The organism is Nonomuraea sp. NPDC051191, from assembly GCF_044455665.1.
Classification (GTDB): Bacteria; Actinomycetota; Actinomycetes; order Streptosporangiales; family Streptosporangiaceae; genus Nonomuraea.
The window spans coordinates 12,193-25,700 of record NZ_JBITEZ010000030.1; the positions used below are offsets into that span (position 1 = coordinate 12,193).

Here is a 13,508-nt window from a genome sequence, read left to right on the forward strand (position 1 = left end):
GCCCCGACCTCAGCCTCGTACGGGTTCGGCGACGGGAGCCACCTGGACGGGCAGCAGCCGGGACAGCAGGGCCGTGGTCAGACCGGCGATCAGCGCCGCCTCCAGCACGCGTTCCAGGATGATCATGTGCAGCATCCATGGCAGCGCCGCCCGTAGGGGGAGCACCACCAGCTCCAGCACGAGGGCGTAGAGCACCGCGGCGGCCAGTCCGGTCACCATGCCCTTCGCGACCGGCGACGTCCTGGACCAACCGGCCACGGCGGCCGCCAGGGCGGCGCCGGAAGCGGCGCCGGCGGCGATGAGGCCCGACACGGTGGCGCCGGAGCGCTGGAAGATGTAGCCGTTCACCGTGCTCGACACGACCGCCGTGATCACCGCCGCGGCTGCTCCGCAGGCCAGGGCCAAGGCGAGGCGGCCCTTGCGGCGCGGCGCCGGCGGCCGGCGTTCGCCGAGGGCGGCCAGCCGCACCGCCATCGGGGCCAGCATGAGCAGGACGATGGCGACCAGCAGCAGGACGCCCCCCGACAGCCGGGAGTCCAGCATGATCTGCGCCGTGATCAGAACCTGGGCCAGCGGTTCCGATACGGCGGGATATTTCTGGACGTGGGCGACGATGATCTGCGTCTGGACGTCGTAGAACATCCGAGCGCTCAGCGTCACGACCGCCGCGATCAGCGACAACGGCGCCAGCGCCGACCACAGGCCGCGCACCCGCGGCGCCCACACCCTCGCCACCCACCGCACCCACAACCCCAGCAGCAGGCCCGCCACCGCGAGCACCACCAGCCCGCCGAGCTGCACCGACACGGGGAACGGAGCCAGCGCGTGGTCCGTCAGCCTGCTCGGCGCCAGCACCCAGCCGCCCGCCAGCCCCGCGGCCAGGCCCAGCGGCACGTGCACGGCGTCGCCGGGCGCCCCCACGGCCCGCAACGCCCGCAGCCCCAGGGCGACGGCCAGCAGCAGGGCGAACGCCTCCGCCGGCCACGGCAACGTATTGGTGCGTCCCTGCGCGGTCAGCGACGTGGCGGGATCCATGGTCAGGGAGAAACAGCCGCCCAGGGCCAGCGGGAAGACGAAGCCCTGGCGGACCAGCGGCGCCTGCCCGTCCAGCGCGGCCCGGCGTACGGCGAGATGCGGGTGGGTGCGCACCCGCAGCGACACCGGCCGGCGGCGCGCGGCCGGCGCCTGCTCGAACAGGCGGCGCAGCGGCGTGGCGTCCTCCTGCCAGGACAACACGCGGGCGTCGGCCAGCAGCTCACGCGACTGCAGCACCACCGAACGGGTCAGCCACGACAGCACCGCCAGACCGGTGATCTGGACGGCGAACAACCACGACAACATCACGTTCGAGCCGAACGGCATCTGCTCGGACCGCAGGAACGGCGCCCGCCCCGACAACATCCCGTTCACGGCGGCCAGCAGGCCAGGCACAAGGATCACCGCAGCGTACGACCGCCACATCGCCAGCGTCACCGCCGTGATCGTCAGATCCCGGTTGCGCACGTGCGCCAGCTCGTGCAGCACCACCGCCCGGAACAGCGGCCGGTCGCGCTCGAACAACATCCAGGTGCCCCGGCTGATCACGACATATCTGCGTCCGATGCGACCGAACGCCAGCCCGGCCACCCCGGGGTTGAGCACGTCGAGCAGGAAGACGACCCGGCGGCCGCCGAGCACCTCCCCGGCCATCCGCCGCAGCTCGTCGTGGACCTCGCCGACGACCGGACGCAGCCGCCTGCGGCGGATTCGCCAGGCCGGGCCGAACCAGTACTGAAGCCCGGTGAGCAGGACGAGCGTCGCGAAACACAGCAGCACGCCGAGCCGGAGGTCCTGGCGGGCCCCACGCCTCACCACCTCGCACGCGGGGTCGTCCAGGCCCTTCAGCGCCGCCAGCTGACACGCCTCCCTGACCTTCGCCGCGACCTCCGCCCCCTGCACCGACAGCAGGTCGAACACCCCTGGCCGGTAGATCGCGGTCGTCGCGAAGGTCAGGCTGATCAGCAGGACGAACGCGGACGTGGTGGCCGACGGGAGACGGCCTCTCATGACGGATTGCGGGCGAGCTCGCTCACCACCGCGTCGGCCAGCGCGTCGGCCTGCGCCTGCGACATGCCCATCCGGCGGGCCTTGCGGTAGGCGACCGTCCGGATCTCCGCCAGCCGGGCCGGCGGCAACGGCGGCGGGCCCTCGGGCAGCTCCCGCGGACGACGGCGCAACCGGCCGATCAGCCGGCCCGTCCACGAGCCGACGTCCTTGCCCACGTCCGCGAGCACGGTGGTCACGACGCCGGAGACGATGGCCGTCACCAGCAGCTCGTCCACCCCTGGCAACCCGAACCCGAGCGGATCCCGGCGAGACCTCGGCCTGTTCCTGCCGCCGAGCGCGGCCCAGGTCTGGTCGAACAGCGGCAGTTCGGAAGGGGCGATTCTCGTCACGACTCGGCGGCTGAGATCCTTGGCGAGCACATCGGACACCTAGGCCTCCAACAGGGGGATGCTGTTCCCTGAATATAGGCAGCCTTGACGGTCACTGTCCGTTGAATCATGACAGGCCGGACGAGGTCGCACCTCCCGCCCTTTTCCTACTGCTGGGCCTTGCCGAGTTTCCCGGTGATGGACTCCTGATAGACGTCCGCGTAGGTGCGCGAGTCCTTGATCAGGTCGTCGCAGAAGGCGGCGACGTCGGTGCCGATGAGTTCCAGCACTCCCTTCCCGGCCGCGACGCCCTCCTCGAAGAAGTCGACGATCCCCGGAAGCAGGGGCCCGTCATGCAGGTCGACCGGTCCGACCTTGAAGAAGTACTTCTGAACCTCCTTGTAGACGATCTCGTAGTCCGGCGGGAGCGCCTTGACCCGCGCCAGGTGCGCCCGCCACTGCTTCTTGCCTTCGATGATGTCCTGGATGCCCACGTCAGCCTCCCAGCCGGCCCAGTTTCCTTGCGACGTTCCTGTTCAACTGCTCGCGCCAGCGGTCGCGATAGCTCCGGGCCCCTTCACCGCCGGCCAGCGCCGCACAGAAGCCCGCGATGTCGTCACCCAGCACCTCGTGAGCGCCGCGCCCGTCGGCCGCCGCCTCTTCGAGCAGCCCCAGAGCGCTGTCGAGGATCGGCATCAGGTTCCGGCCGGTGAAGTCCGCGTGGGGGTAGAGGTGCTGCTTGATCTGCTCCCACGCCGCCCGGTGGTCGGCCGGCAACGCCCCGGCCCGGGCTTCGAACGCCTTCCATTCCCTGGTGAGATCGCTGCCCGTGATGGTCTCCCAGAAGTTCATCTTCCGACCTCCTTGAGGCTGTCGATCCGTGTTGTGATGTACTCCCACTTCGCCCAGAACGTCGCGAGTTCTTCGCGCCCCGCCTCGTTGAGCGCGTAGAACTTGCGCGGCGGGCCCACCCCGGACGGTCGTTTCGTCACCTGCACGAGCCTGTTCTTCTCCAGGCGCAGCAGGATGGTGTAAACGGTCCCCTCGACGACGTCGGTGAAGCCGAGTTCGTTCAGGCGGCGCGTGATCGCGTACCCATAGGTCTCCTCGCTGCCGATGATCTCCAGCACGCAGCCCTCAAGCGTGCCCTTCAGCATCTCCGTCAGGCCGTCCATCGCGGATCCTCTTCTTCCCGGTACCCGGTGGCACCGAGTACCAGTATAAAGTACCACAGAGTAGCGAGATCGGCCCAGCCATCGGCGGACGTCCCGCGGTCACCGCGACGGCGCCTCGGCGAGGCGGCACAGCTCGTCGTGGACCATCCGGCGCACGGCCTGGGGGGTGAAGTGGTGCGGACAGGCCGCCGTCTGGAGCGTCAGGCCGTCCATGAACACGTGAAGTCGCATGGCCTGCCCTTCCGGGCCGGCGTCGGCGAACTCCTGCCCTATGCGTTCGGGATGCGGCAGGCCGTGACGGGAGGCGACCGCCAGACGGCAGAGGTGGCGTTCGCCCGACCAGCCCTCGCGGCGTTGCTCCGCCGGCGACTCGTCCATACGCGAGCGCATCAGGCACGCCAGCCATACGTCCACCTCGACGCGGCGGTCGTCGTCGAGCGGAAGCATCTCTTCGAGGAGGAGCTGGGCGCGCCGCCTGCCCGGCAGATCCGCCCGGAGGTGGCCGATGACGCGCCTGGCGACGCTTCTGCCGACCGCCTCGGCCCGGCTGCTGCCGCCCAGGACGATCCCTGACCTCGGCGCACCGCCAGGCTGTGGGCTTCGCGTCCAGGCCGTCGTTCTCCTGGTGTCAGCCGTGGCCTTCGCCGTGGCGCCACGGGTGGCGGGCGGCGGCGAACCGGCCCACACGCTGCTGAAGGCCGGTCTTCTGCTCGCCGTACCCGTGCTGCTGTTCTGGTTGTCGCGGCGCGATTCCGCGGCTCGGGGCCTCCTCCACGAGAGGCCCGCGGCCTGGCGTCACTACGGCCCCGTCGCGCCGGTGGCCCTCTGGCTGGCGCTCACCTACGCGGGCCCGCCGGCCGAGTCGCCCAGCGACTACGCGGCGAGCGTCGACCCCGTCACGCTCCTGGCCGCCATCGTCGTGGTGTTCGTCGTCAACAGCCTGCTCGAAGAGGTCTTCTACCGGCGCTGGCTGCAGACCCGATGGGAGCGCGTGCTGGGGATGTTGTGAAGCCCGCCGCCGGCGCTCATCAGGGCGTGTCACCCGGCCGGTCCACGATCCCCGAGCCGAGCACCGACATGCCCACGCTCTGGCCGTCGCTCACGGCCTTCACCCCCAGATAGCGGTAGTCGCCCGGACTGAGCACGTAGGAGAGCTTGCCGAACTGACCCGCGTCGAAGACCACGCCGACGCCGGGACGGCCGTCCATGTCCGTGGCGTTCTCCTCGACGGACACGTGCGGGATCTTCGCCAGCGCCCGGAACATGGCCGCGGCCGTATCCGGCGGGATCACGGGCCCGAACTTCATGTACCACCCGATCGTCCCGAACGCCTTGACGTCCTGCGCGATCTCCGGCGGACACTCCGGCCCGCAGATCGACAACGGCATGGGCGTCGAGGCGTCGTCGCGGACGTACCGCAGCAGCGCGTCGGGATCCGCGGGCATGGCCGCCACCTCCCGTTGGGTGCGCCGCACGGTCGTCGATCCCTTCTCGGCCGGGCCGATCTTCAGCTCCCCGCCCTCCTGGCGCAGCGCCGACCTGGTCCCGTCCATGCGGTCCCAGGTCTCGAACGTCGGCAGGTCGGCCCCCATGTGCTGCGACTCCTTGAGATAGAACCACTGGTCGGGCCTGATCTCGGCGGGTGCGTTCCGGGTCGCCATGAGCGCGGCCCGTTCCAGCACCATCGCCGCGCTCGGCACGGCCGGCCGCCGCGTCCGCGGCTCGTCCCCGCCGGCCGGGACGAGGACCGCCGCGGTCGCGGCCGCCAGCACCCCCGCCGCGGCCAGCGCGAGCCCGAACTTCAGCCGGTACGCCGGTCGCTTCGGTCGTGCGGGGGCGCGTTCCAGGTGCGCGGCCATCCTGAGCCGGACCTGCGACACGTCGGGCCGCTCGGGAACCTCGTCGCGCATCCGGCGCAGCATCTCGATCTCGTTCACCACGGTCTACCCCTCTTCCGGATCGATGTCGGACAGCACCCGGCGCAGTTTGGCCCTCGCCCTGTTCACCCGCGACCGGACGGTCCCCACGGGCACGTCGAGCGCCGCCGCGGCCTCGTCGTACGTCAGCTCGCCCCAGATCACCAGCAGCAACGTGTCCCGGTGCGCCCGGGAGAGCCCGGCCAGCGCCTTCGCCAGCCGCCTGCTCGCCCCGCCCGCGCTCACCCGCCGGTCCACCTCGTCCGTGAACGGCTCGATCACGGCGTCGACGCCGGTGCGGCTCAGCGCCTTGTACAGGCCGATCTCACGGCGCCGGTGCCGGCTGACGAGGTTGGTGGCGATCCCGTAGAGCCAGGCGCGTTCGCTGCCCTTGCCGCCGTCGTAGGACGCCAGGTGTTGCAGGGCCACGGCGAAGGTCTCGGCCACGATGTCGTCGGCCGGCTCGGGGCCCAGCCGCCGCATGACGTAGCGCTTCAGCTCGGGGGCGTGACGGGTGAACAGGACGGCGAACCGCTCGGATTCGCGCCAGGGCGACGGGCCCTCGGCGGTTTGGGGCCAGGAGGAGGGAGCCGCCTGGCTCTCGTGTCGCATCTGTCGCCTCTCGGATGTCCTCGAACATGACACGAGTAATTGCCATGAACGCGGGCGAAGTTCCATATTTCTCGACACGTCTCGCGGTCAGCGCCCGCTGCGGGCCGATCAGGCGGCAGGAGTGCGGCCTCGGTCCAGCAGGCTCAGTCCAGCAGGGCGCGCAACGCCAGGTCGGCGACCTGCCGCAGCTCGTCGCGACCGCGACCGGCCGCCGCCTGGACGGCGATGCCGTCGGAGATCGTGTGGACGAGTGCCGCCAGGGCGGCCGGCTCGTAGTGGGAGGGCAGGTCGTCGGCCTGCTCCAGCCGCCTGCGCAGCGCCGCCTCACCGGCTTTGCGCACCGCGACGGCGTCCTGGCGTACGGCGTGCGAGTCGGGGCCGCCGGCGTGCACGCTCTTGACGCAGAGGCAGCCCTCGGGCGTGTCCTCGCCCGTGGTCAGGGCCACGGCTCCGTGGATCAGCCGCTCGACGACCTCGCGGCCGGTGGGCGCGTCCAGCGCGGCGGCGGTGTAGGCGCCGGGGCCGTCGAGGTAGCGGGCGAGGACCTTGCCGAACAGTTCCTCCTTGTTGCCGAAGGCGGCATAGAGGCTGGGCTTGTTGATGCCCATCGCGGTGGTCAGGTCGGTCAGCGAGGTGCCCTCGTAGCCCTGCCGCCAGAACACCTCCAGCGCGCGGTCGAGTGCGGCGTCCGCGTCGAACGAGCGTGGGCGTCCCCCGGGCATGCGGTCCTCCGTGCTCTCTGCCAAGTTCTATACCTATCGGTACGTTATCTCTTGCGTGACGGCTCCGCACTGCCCTAGTTTCATACCGCTAGGTACACAACTAAGGAGTGACGCATGATCCGAGTCGGAGTTGTCGGGGCCGGCGGCTGGGCGGACGGCTCGCACCTGCCCGCGCTCGCCGCGCTTGAGGCGTTCGAGGTGACCGCGGTCGCGACCACCAAGCAGGCGAGCGCGGACCGGGCCGCCGCCGCCCATGGCGTGCGGCACGCCTTCGCCGACGCGGGCGAACTCGCCAGGCACCCCGAGGTCGACCTCGTCGTCGTCTCGGTGAAGGCCTCCGGGCACGCCGCCGTGATCAGGGCCGCGCTCGACGCCGGCAAGCACGTCGTGTCCGAATGGCCGCTGGGTGTCGACGCCGACGAGGCGGGCGAGCTGACCGAGGCGGCCACCGCCGCGGGCGTCGTCCACGCGGTCGTCCTCCAGGGGCACCACGCGCCGAGCGCCCGCTTCGCCGCCGACCTCCTGGCCGACGGCCGGATCGGCACGCTCGAATCGGTCGCGCTGGTCGCGGAGGGCGCGCCCTGGGGCGGCAGCCGCATCCGGCCTGAACTGGTCTTCGGCCTCGACCCCGCGGAGGGGACCGACATCCTGACCATCATGGCCGGCCACTTCCTGGCCACCCTCGAACGGGTCGCGGGCCCGATGGCCGAGGTCTCGGCCCGGCTGCCCCGCACGCACGACCGCGTCCTGGTCACCGGGACGGAACGGACCGTGCCCAACGCCACCCCCAGCCACGTGCTGCTGCACGGACTGCTGGCGAGCGGCGCCACCGCCTCCGTCGCCGTGCACGGCGGCCACGGTCCCATCCAGGACGCGTTCCTGCTCAAGCTCGTCGGCAGCGACGGGACGCTGACCGCCACCCCGGTCCAGCGCGGGACGTTCATCCACTGGGGCGACTGGGACGTCAGGATCGGCGACGACGTCCTGACCATGCCCGACAGCTATCGCACCGTCCCGGCCGGCGTCCGGTCCGGCCCGCCGGCCAACATCGCGGCCCTCTATCAGGAGGTCGCCCGGGCCATCGCCGAAGGCCGGCAGCCGCAGCCCAGTTTCGAGACGGCCCTGCGCCACCACCGCCTCCTCGCCGCCGTCGAACGGTCCGCGGCCGACGGGATCTCCCAGAAGGTCGCGTGACCCGTCCGGCGCCGCCGAGGGCGGGACGGCGTGAGCCTCAGGAGGACCGGCGAAGTTCCAGCAGTCCTTCCGCGATCCTCGCCACGCCCTCGGCGATCACGGGTTCCTCCGGGGTGAGACTGATCCGGAAACACCGCGTCGCGTGCGACGCCGGCATCGGCTTCCCGAAGAAGTGGCGGCCGGGCACGACGAAGACCTTCTTGGTCTTCATGAGCTGGTACAGGGCCATGTCGTCGAACCAGTCGTGATCGATCCACAACCAGCAGAACATCCCGCCCTCTCCCTCGTGCAGCCGCCAGGCGACGGAGTCCGGCAGGAGATCGGCCAGCAGGCGCTCGGCGTAGAGGCGACGGGCCCGGTAGAACGGGCTGATCGCCGAGGTGGCGAGCCGGTCCAGCAGCCCCGAGGACATCGCCCTGGCCGCCACCAGCTGCACGAGCTGCGGAGCGTGCAGGACGGAGTTGGCCATGAACGACACCATCGCACGGATGTACCGGGACGGCCCGATCGCGAACCCGATGCGTTCGGCCGGCAGGCCCGCCTTGGACAGGGTGAAGCAGTTGATCAGGTGTTCGTCCCACTGGGGCGCCACCCGGGAGGCGGCGACGCGGGGGAAGGGGGCGCCGTAGGCGTGGTCGACGATGAGCGGCACATCACGGCGCCGCGCCACGTCGACCAGCCGGGCCAGCTCGTCGCCGTCGATGCTGCGGCCGGTCGGGTTGCTCGGGCTGGACAGGAGGAGCATGCCGACCTCGGGGCACCGCTCCACCGCGTCGAAGTCGAAGGCGTAGCGGAAGGACCTGTCGCCGGTCAGCTCGACCTCGGGGGCGATGCCGGTCACGCCGTCGGGGTCCATGGACAGTCCGAGGTAGCCCGCGTAGTCCGGGGTCATGGGCAGGACCACACGCTGGAGCGAGCCGTCCGCGGCCTGGCCGGCGAACAGGGCGGTGGCGATGAAGAAGAGCATCTGGCTGCCCGGTCCCACCACGACGTTGTCCGCCGTGATGCCCCAGCCGTAGCGGGCGTTGAAGTGGGCGACGATCTCGTCGACCATGGCGGGCATGCCGCGCGAGGGGCCGTACCGGCTGGTCGTCGAGGCGTAGTCCTCTGCCACGACCGTCGCGGTCAGGTCCTTCCAGGCGTCGAGGACCTCTTTGATCTGGGCGGGGTTGCCGATGCTCAGGTTCAGCCAGTCGGACGCGCCCGAGGCGGTGGAGGTGGCGACGTCCTCCATGATGCTCCGCAGGCCCGACATGTCAGACATCTTCTGACCGCTCCGCGATAACCTCATTCTTGCCTGCCCCTTCTCGGATCTGGCCGAGACACCGGCACATCCCCGCGGTTTCTCGTGATCAACTGAGTCCACCGCATTCGCCGTCGCCGCACAAGGCGGCACCCGAACCGGGTTCCGGCACCTTCACGGTCGCATCAGCGCTTCATCGCGCCCTCGGCCGCGGCGTCGGCGGCGGCCGCGATGGCGGTGCCCGCGATCTCAAGGCGGCGGGCGAGCTCTCCTTCCTTCATCTTGTCCGCGGTCAGCTCGCCGGTGAAGATCCGGGCGATCTCGTACTGGTACATCCTGCGCACCGCGCCGCCCGCCTTCTTGGCCGCCAGGGCGTCCCCGACGGCCGCCGACGGTTTCGACGCCAGCGCGCGGACCGCTTCGTCCAGCGCCTCGATGCCCACGATCACCTGGTCGAGCAGCGGGGTGAAGCCGGCCTGCCCGGGGAGCCGGTACAGGTGGGCTCCCCTGACGAAATCGCGCAACGCGTCGAGCACGTCGTCGATGGCGCGCGAGAGCCGGAACAGGTCCTCCCGGTCGATCGGGGTGATCAGGACGGACTCCAGCGCCACCACCAGCCGGGCCCGCTGGGTGTCGCCGAGGTGCTCGATCGTCCGCATGCGTTCGTGCGCGCCCGTGTTGTCGATCTCGCCCGCCACCATGGCCAGCGCGAGCCGGGCGCCCTCCTTGGTCGCCCGCAGCTGTCCGGCCAGGGCCTCCGTCAGCGCGGTGTCCATGCGCCCGGCCAGCAGGTCACGCACCCGGCTCAGCCGGCTCACACGACCATCCCCCACCCGAGTGCCCCCAGCCCCGCCAGCAGGGCGCTCGTCGGCAACGTCAGCAGCCAGGCCAGCACGATCTTGACGGCCGCGTGCCAGCGCACCCTGCCGCCGCCCTCCGCCATCGCCGACCCGATCAACCCGCCCGCCACCGCCTGGGTCATGCTCACCGGCAGACCGGCCGCGGCGCAGCCGATCACGGTGAGGCCGGAGCCGGCCTGCGCGGCCACGCCGTACAGGGGGCGGACCGGGACGATCTCGATGCTCAGCGTGCGGCCCGCCTTGGGCAGGCCGTACAGCGCTCCGACGCCGAACAGGGCCGCGGTCGTCAGCGTGACGGGGAGCGGCGCGTCCGGGACGCCCAGTGCGAGGACGAACACGGCCGTCATCTTCTGGCCGTCGTTGGCGGCGTAGGCGAGGCTCTGCACGGCGAACCCGGCCCAGTGCCAGCGTGCCAGCCCCCGGCTCGCGGTCACGGCGCCCAGCAGCCGCGCCACCAGCGGCGCCGCCAGCGCCCCGGCGAACGGCGCGGCCAGCCCCACCGCCAGCACGAGCACCACCGGCCCGGCCGCCACGGGCATCCCCCAGCCGATCCCGGCCCCGGTGAGCCCTCCGACGATGGCCAGGGTGAGGCTGGTGGGCTTGCCGAAATGGCTGAGGGTGAGGACGACGACCAGCGCCGCGATCACCGCTACCGCCACCGCCTGCCGGGCGTGCGGGCCCTGTGGCGTGGCCAGGCGTCGCGTGAAGGTCTGCGCCACCTCCTGGGTCAGCAGGGGGACCAGCGCGTTCATCGCGACGAGCACGGCGATGCCGGTACGGGGCCGTACCGTGGGCAGCTTGTGGCCGGGGGCCAGCAGGGCGCCGCCGTCGTTGACGCCTGTGACCAGGGCGAAGACGGCCGCGAGCACAACCTCTAAGGGCACGGGAGGCCGCCTTCTCCGGTCACAGCCCGAGCCGTTCCCGCTCGACGTGGTCGAGTGCCATGCGTACCGCGCCGAGCGCGATGCTCTCCTCGCCGAACGTGGACAGCGTGACCTCGGGAGGGTTCAGGCACGTCTCGGCCAGGTGGGCCCGTACCCGCATGAGCAGCGACTCCCCCGCGCGCGAGAACCCGCCGCCCACGACGACCAGCTCGGCATCCCGTCCCGCCTCGGCGAGCACGGCGGACAAGTCCTCCCAGCCCCCGGTCGGCGAGCACTCCTCCGCCAGCCTTCGTTCGGTCAGGTCGGACAGCGCCACCTCAGCCGTCTGCCGCGACAGGCCGGCGGCGCGGGCGAGCTGGGTCAGCGTCTGCGGCCCGCCCTGGCGCAGGACGGGCAGGGTGGCGCGCGTGTTGAGACGACGCAGCAGGGCGGTGTCGTTGGTAACACCGAGAGTTGTCATAAGGCCCCTTGACGGTCGGGATGCGGTAACCCTAGCTTTACGTCGCGTCTTCTCATAATTGGAGTTAGTTGGGGAGATGCGACAGGTTGGGCCGGCCTTGGTCGGTGCGGGCGACCGAGGGACGAGATACACGCGATACGCGACGGCGGACGGCCGTGCCAGGCTCACCACCGTGGCCGAGCCCGATCCACGGCGCCGGGAAGGACTGCTCGCCCAGCACCCGGACGCCGGGGGCTTCGGCGACTGGCGGGAGCTCGCCGAGCAGCCACGGCTCGCGGACGCGGTGGTGATCGCGACGCTGGACGCCGGCCACGTGGAACCGACGGTGCGCTTCGCCGAGCTCGGCTACCACATCCTGCTGGAGAAGCCGATGGCGATCCGGCTGGAGGACTGCCGCAGGATCGTCGCGGCCGCCGAACGGGCGGGCGTGTTGTTCGCCGTCTGTCACGACGTGGTCGACCATCAGGTGGTCGGCCTGGAGTTCGACGGCGGCGCGACCACCTCGTTCACCATGACCGCCTTCTCCCCCATCCTCTCCGCCCCCCGCGAGAGCCTGCACAGCCACGAGATCGCGTGGGCGGCCGAGGAAGCCCGTCTCACCGGGACCGTCGTCACCCTGAAGGAACGGCGACGGAAGCCGGGCGGGACGCGGACGCCGCGCACCGCCCGGCCCCTGGGGCGGGATCGTCAAGCCGTCGCTGCGGCCTTCAAAGGGCACGACGGGCGACCCGGATGTGACGTCACCGTTGGGGCTCCCGCCTGAAGGTGACGTTGGCGCTGTAACTGAACCCGCCGCCCCGGACCGTGTTCGCGTAGACCGCCACATCGCCGACCGGCAGGGCGGCGTTGGTGGCGTTCACGCCGACGGCGGGACGGGTCGACCCCTCGGTCAGCGTGATGTCGTTGCCCATGATGTCGATCGTTCCGTTCGGATTCGGGCTGATCGACTTCACGTAGACGCCGCCCCAGCTCGACCTGATCGTGTTCTCCCGGATGACGACCCGGGAGGTGTTCATCGGTCCGATCGCGTCCCACTTCGCGTTCTCGATCAGGTTGCGCTCGATCCACACGTCGCTGTGCACCGCACCAGGAGCGCCGGTGTGGGAGCCGGTGAGTTTGCCCCAGCCCGGATACTCCTGCGACGCGCCGCAGTAGTTGTCGATGATCCGGACGTTGGTGGTCGGGGTGTTGTCGGCGACCCCGCCCCAGGTGGTCCCGTCGGTCGGCAGGTCGAGTTGCACCGCCTCACCGTGCCACAGCCCGGCCGTCGGCGCCTCGACCCAGCCTTCGAACCGGCACTCGCTGACGGTCACCGTGTGGACGGCGTTCAGCTCGACTCCGTGCCACCACTTGACGTTGCGTACGGTGACGCCGGACAGCTCGACGTCGTGCGTGTGCTCGAAGGTGATCGCGTTCATCGGCGGCGCGGCCGTCGCCCGGGCACGATCGTCACCGGTCGCGTTCCGCACGAAGTGCGCCGTCGGGTCCCATGTGCCGCCCTCCAGCCGGATGTTGCCGGCTGCCCGGTAGCCGGTGCAGTCATCGGGGACGGCGTTGAGCAACAACGTCGCCTCGCGGGAGTTCACCGCTCCGACACTGACGAACGAATCCGGGTAGGTCGGCTCCGGGGAGTGCTGGTTCTTGTCCTTGTGGTACGTCTGCGGCTGGACCGCGATGTCGGAGGTGAAGGTGGCACCCGCCGCCCGCAACGTGGTGTTGCCGCCGATCATCAGGGGTCGCTTGAGCACGTGGACGCCCGCCGGGGCGACCACCACACAACGCCCGCCGGCGTCACGTTCCAGGCTCCGGTCTCCGACGGCGGCGAGGTTGAGCTGCTGCCGTAACCTGCGCACGCTGTCGGACTCCCCCGCGACCGGCGGATTCGGGCCGGGCCCGCTCGGTGCGGCCTGGGCCGCCGAGGCGCCGCCCGTCGCCATCACCGCGGCGCCGCCCAGTACACCGGCCGCGAGCGCGGCCCGTCGACTCACTGTCATGTCGTCTCCCTTTCCGGGGTCGGGAACGTGGCTG

The 13,508-nt window shown here is 71.3% G+C and carries 17 protein-coding genes; 3 read left to right on the forward strand and 14 right to left on the reverse strand.

All coding sequences use genetic code 11. The annotated features are described in order from the left end of the window. Positions 1-9: 9 nt before the first annotated feature. The 6 genes from ACIA8R_RS49840 to ACIA8R_RS49865 all read right to left on the reverse strand — a co-directional run bounded on the left by ACIA8R_RS49840 (position 10) and on the right by ACIA8R_RS49865 (position 4,156). Positions 10-2,046, reverse strand: coding sequence for a M48 family metalloprotease (locus ACIA8R_RS49840; protein WP_397045002.1), 2,037 nt, complete (start codon positions 2,044-2,046; stop codon positions 10-12). Continuing rightward, complete coding sequence (locus ACIA8R_RS49845) at positions 2,043-2,474, reverse strand: hypothetical protein (protein ID WP_357707302.1); 432 nt, start codon at positions 2,472-2,474, stop codon at positions 2,043-2,045. Before ACIA8R_RS49845 ends, ACIA8R_RS49840 begins: the two co-directional genes overlap by 4 nt. A 107-nt stretch (positions 2,475-2,581) precedes the next feature. Continuing rightward, the gene (locus ACIA8R_RS49850) at positions 2,582-2,908 is read right to left on the reverse strand and encodes a DUF1048 domain-containing protein (RefSeq protein WP_397045004.1); all 327 of its coding nucleotides are present in this window, start codon (positions 2,906-2,908) and stop codon (positions 2,582-2,584) included. 1 nt (position 2,909) lies between these two features. Continuing rightward, on the reverse strand, positions 2,910-3,266 hold the full coding sequence (locus tag ACIA8R_RS49855; RefSeq protein WP_364097187.1) for a DUF1048 domain-containing protein: 357 nt from the start codon (positions 3,264-3,266) through the stop codon (positions 2,910-2,912). Next, complete coding sequence (locus tag ACIA8R_RS49860; protein ID WP_364097184.1) at positions 3,263-3,589, reverse strand: PadR family transcriptional regulator; 327 nt, start codon at positions 3,587-3,589, stop codon at positions 3,263-3,265. Before ACIA8R_RS49860 ends, ACIA8R_RS49855 begins: the two co-directional genes overlap by 4 nt. A 99-nt stretch (positions 3,590-3,688) precedes the next feature. Next, positions 3,689-4,156, reverse strand: a complete 468-nt coding sequence (locus ACIA8R_RS49865; RefSeq protein WP_397045124.1) for a TetR family transcriptional regulator C-terminal domain-containing protein — start codon at positions 4,154-4,156, stop codon at positions 3,689-3,691. Between ACIA8R_RS49865 and ACIA8R_RS49870 the strand changes: the two genes are divergently transcribed. After that, a complete protein-coding gene (locus tag ACIA8R_RS49870) occupies positions 4,095-4,598 on the forward strand; it encodes a hypothetical protein (RefSeq protein ID WP_397045126.1) in 504 nt (167 codons plus the stop codon). The genes ACIA8R_RS49865 and ACIA8R_RS49870 overlap by 62 nt on opposite strands. 19 nt (positions 4,599-4,617) lie before the next feature. Here ACIA8R_RS49870 and ACIA8R_RS49875 read toward each other — a convergent pair whose 3' ends face one another. The 3 genes from ACIA8R_RS49875 to ACIA8R_RS49885 form a co-directional block, all read right to left on the reverse strand. Continuing rightward, entirely contained in the window at positions 4,618-5,529 is a 912-nt protein-coding gene (locus ACIA8R_RS49875; RefSeq protein ID WP_397045007.1) for a CU044_5270 family protein, read from the reverse strand. Positions 5,530-5,532: 3 nt separating this feature from the next. Continuing rightward, entirely contained in the window at positions 5,533-6,117 is a 585-nt protein-coding gene (locus ACIA8R_RS49880) for an RNA polymerase sigma factor (protein ID WP_397045009.1), read from the reverse strand. Between the two features lie 143 nt (positions 6,118-6,260). Beyond that, the gene (locus tag ACIA8R_RS49885; protein ID WP_397045011.1) at positions 6,261-6,863 is read right to left on the reverse strand and encodes a TetR/AcrR family transcriptional regulator; all 603 of its coding nucleotides are present in this window, start codon (positions 6,861-6,863) and stop codon (positions 6,261-6,263) included. A 90-nt stretch (positions 6,864-6,953) separates the two neighbouring features. On the opposite strand from ACIA8R_RS49885, the gene ACIA8R_RS49890 reads away from it, so the two are divergent. Then, on the forward strand, positions 6,954-8,033 hold the full coding sequence (locus ACIA8R_RS49890) for a Gfo/Idh/MocA family protein (protein WP_397045013.1): 1,080 nt from the start codon (positions 6,954-6,956) through the stop codon (positions 8,031-8,033). A gap of 37 nt (positions 8,034-8,070) precedes the next feature. On the opposite strand, the gene ACIA8R_RS49895 is transcribed toward ACIA8R_RS49890, so the two are convergent. From ACIA8R_RS49895 to ACIA8R_RS49910, 4 genes are all read right to left on the reverse strand, one after another. Then, complete coding sequence (locus ACIA8R_RS49895) at positions 8,071-9,324, reverse strand: valine--pyruvate transaminase (RefSeq protein WP_357707291.1); 1,254 nt, start codon at positions 9,322-9,324, stop codon at positions 8,071-8,073. 137 nt (positions 9,325-9,461) lie between these two features. Beyond that, complete coding sequence (locus tag ACIA8R_RS49900) at positions 9,462-10,094, reverse strand: DUF47 domain-containing protein (RefSeq protein ID WP_397045016.1); 633 nt, start codon at positions 10,092-10,094, stop codon at positions 9,462-9,464. Further along, the gene (locus ACIA8R_RS49905) at positions 10,091-11,020 is read right to left on the reverse strand and encodes an anion permease (RefSeq protein ID WP_397045018.1); all 930 of its coding nucleotides are present in this window, start codon (positions 11,018-11,020) and stop codon (positions 10,091-10,093) included. Before ACIA8R_RS49905 ends, ACIA8R_RS49900 begins: the two co-directional genes overlap by 4 nt. A 19-nt stretch (positions 11,021-11,039) precedes the next feature. Beyond that, positions 11,040-11,480 carry a hypothetical protein gene (locus tag ACIA8R_RS49910; protein WP_397045020.1) on the reverse strand — a complete coding sequence of 147 codons (441 nt, stop codon included), beginning with the start codon at positions 11,478-11,480 and terminating at the stop codon, positions 11,040-11,042. A gap of 76 nt (positions 11,481-11,556) precedes the next feature. Here ACIA8R_RS49910 and ACIA8R_RS49915 point away from each other — a divergent pair, with 76 nt between their 5' ends. Further along, a complete protein-coding gene (locus tag ACIA8R_RS49915) occupies positions 11,557-12,243 on the forward strand; it encodes a Gfo/Idh/MocA family protein (protein ID WP_397045022.1) in 687 nt (228 codons plus the stop codon). On the opposite strand, the gene ACIA8R_RS49920 is transcribed toward ACIA8R_RS49915, so the two are convergent. After that, positions 12,221-13,474 (reverse strand): hypothetical protein, encoded by a 1,254-nt coding sequence (locus tag ACIA8R_RS49920; RefSeq protein ID WP_357707287.1) that lies wholly within the window; start codon positions 13,472-13,474, stop codon positions 12,221-12,223. The genes ACIA8R_RS49915 and ACIA8R_RS49920 overlap by 23 nt on opposite strands. Between the last annotated feature and the right edge of the window lie 34 nt (positions 13,475-13,508).

Bases quoted from the DNA above. Each gene is read 5' to 3' on its own strand.
- ACIA8R_RS49860 (WP_364097184.1), bottom strand. From the start codon at position 3,589: ATGGACGGCCTGACGGAGATGCTGAAGGGCACGCTTGAGGGCTGCGTG.
- ACIA8R_RS49920 (WP_357707287.1), bottom strand. From the start codon at position 13,474: ATGACAGTGAGTCGACGGGCCGCGCTCGCGGCCGGTGTACTGGGCGGC.
- ACIA8R_RS49915 (WP_397045022.1), top strand. From the start codon at position 11,557: ATGCGACAGGTTGGGCCGGCCTTGGTCGGTGCGGGCGACCGAGGGACG.
- ACIA8R_RS49910 (WP_397045020.1), bottom strand. From the start codon at position 11,480: ATGACAACTCTCGGTGTTACCAACGACACCGCCCTGCTGCGTCGTCTC.
- ACIA8R_RS49880 (WP_397045009.1), bottom strand. From the start codon at position 6,117: ATGCGACACGAGAGCCAGGCGGCTCCCTCCTCCTGGCCCCAAACCGCC.
- ACIA8R_RS49840 (WP_397045002.1), bottom strand. From the start codon at position 2,046: ATGAGAGGCCGTCTCCCGTCGGCCACCACGTCCGCGTTCGTCCTGCTG.
- ACIA8R_RS49890 (WP_397045013.1), top strand. From the start codon at position 6,954: ATGATCCGAGTCGGAGTTGTCGGGGCCGGCGGCTGGGCGGACGGCTCG.
- ACIA8R_RS49855 (WP_364097187.1), bottom strand. From the start codon at position 3,266: ATGAACTTCTGGGAGACCATCACGGGCAGCGATCTCACCAGGGAATGG.
- ACIA8R_RS49870 (WP_397045126.1), top strand. From the start codon at position 4,095: ATGACGCGCCTGGCGACGCTTCTGCCGACCGCCTCGGCCCGGCTGCTG.
- ACIA8R_RS49895 (WP_357707291.1), bottom strand. From the start codon at position 9,324: ATGAGGTTATCGCGGAGCGGTCAGAAGATGTCTGACATGTCGGGCCTG.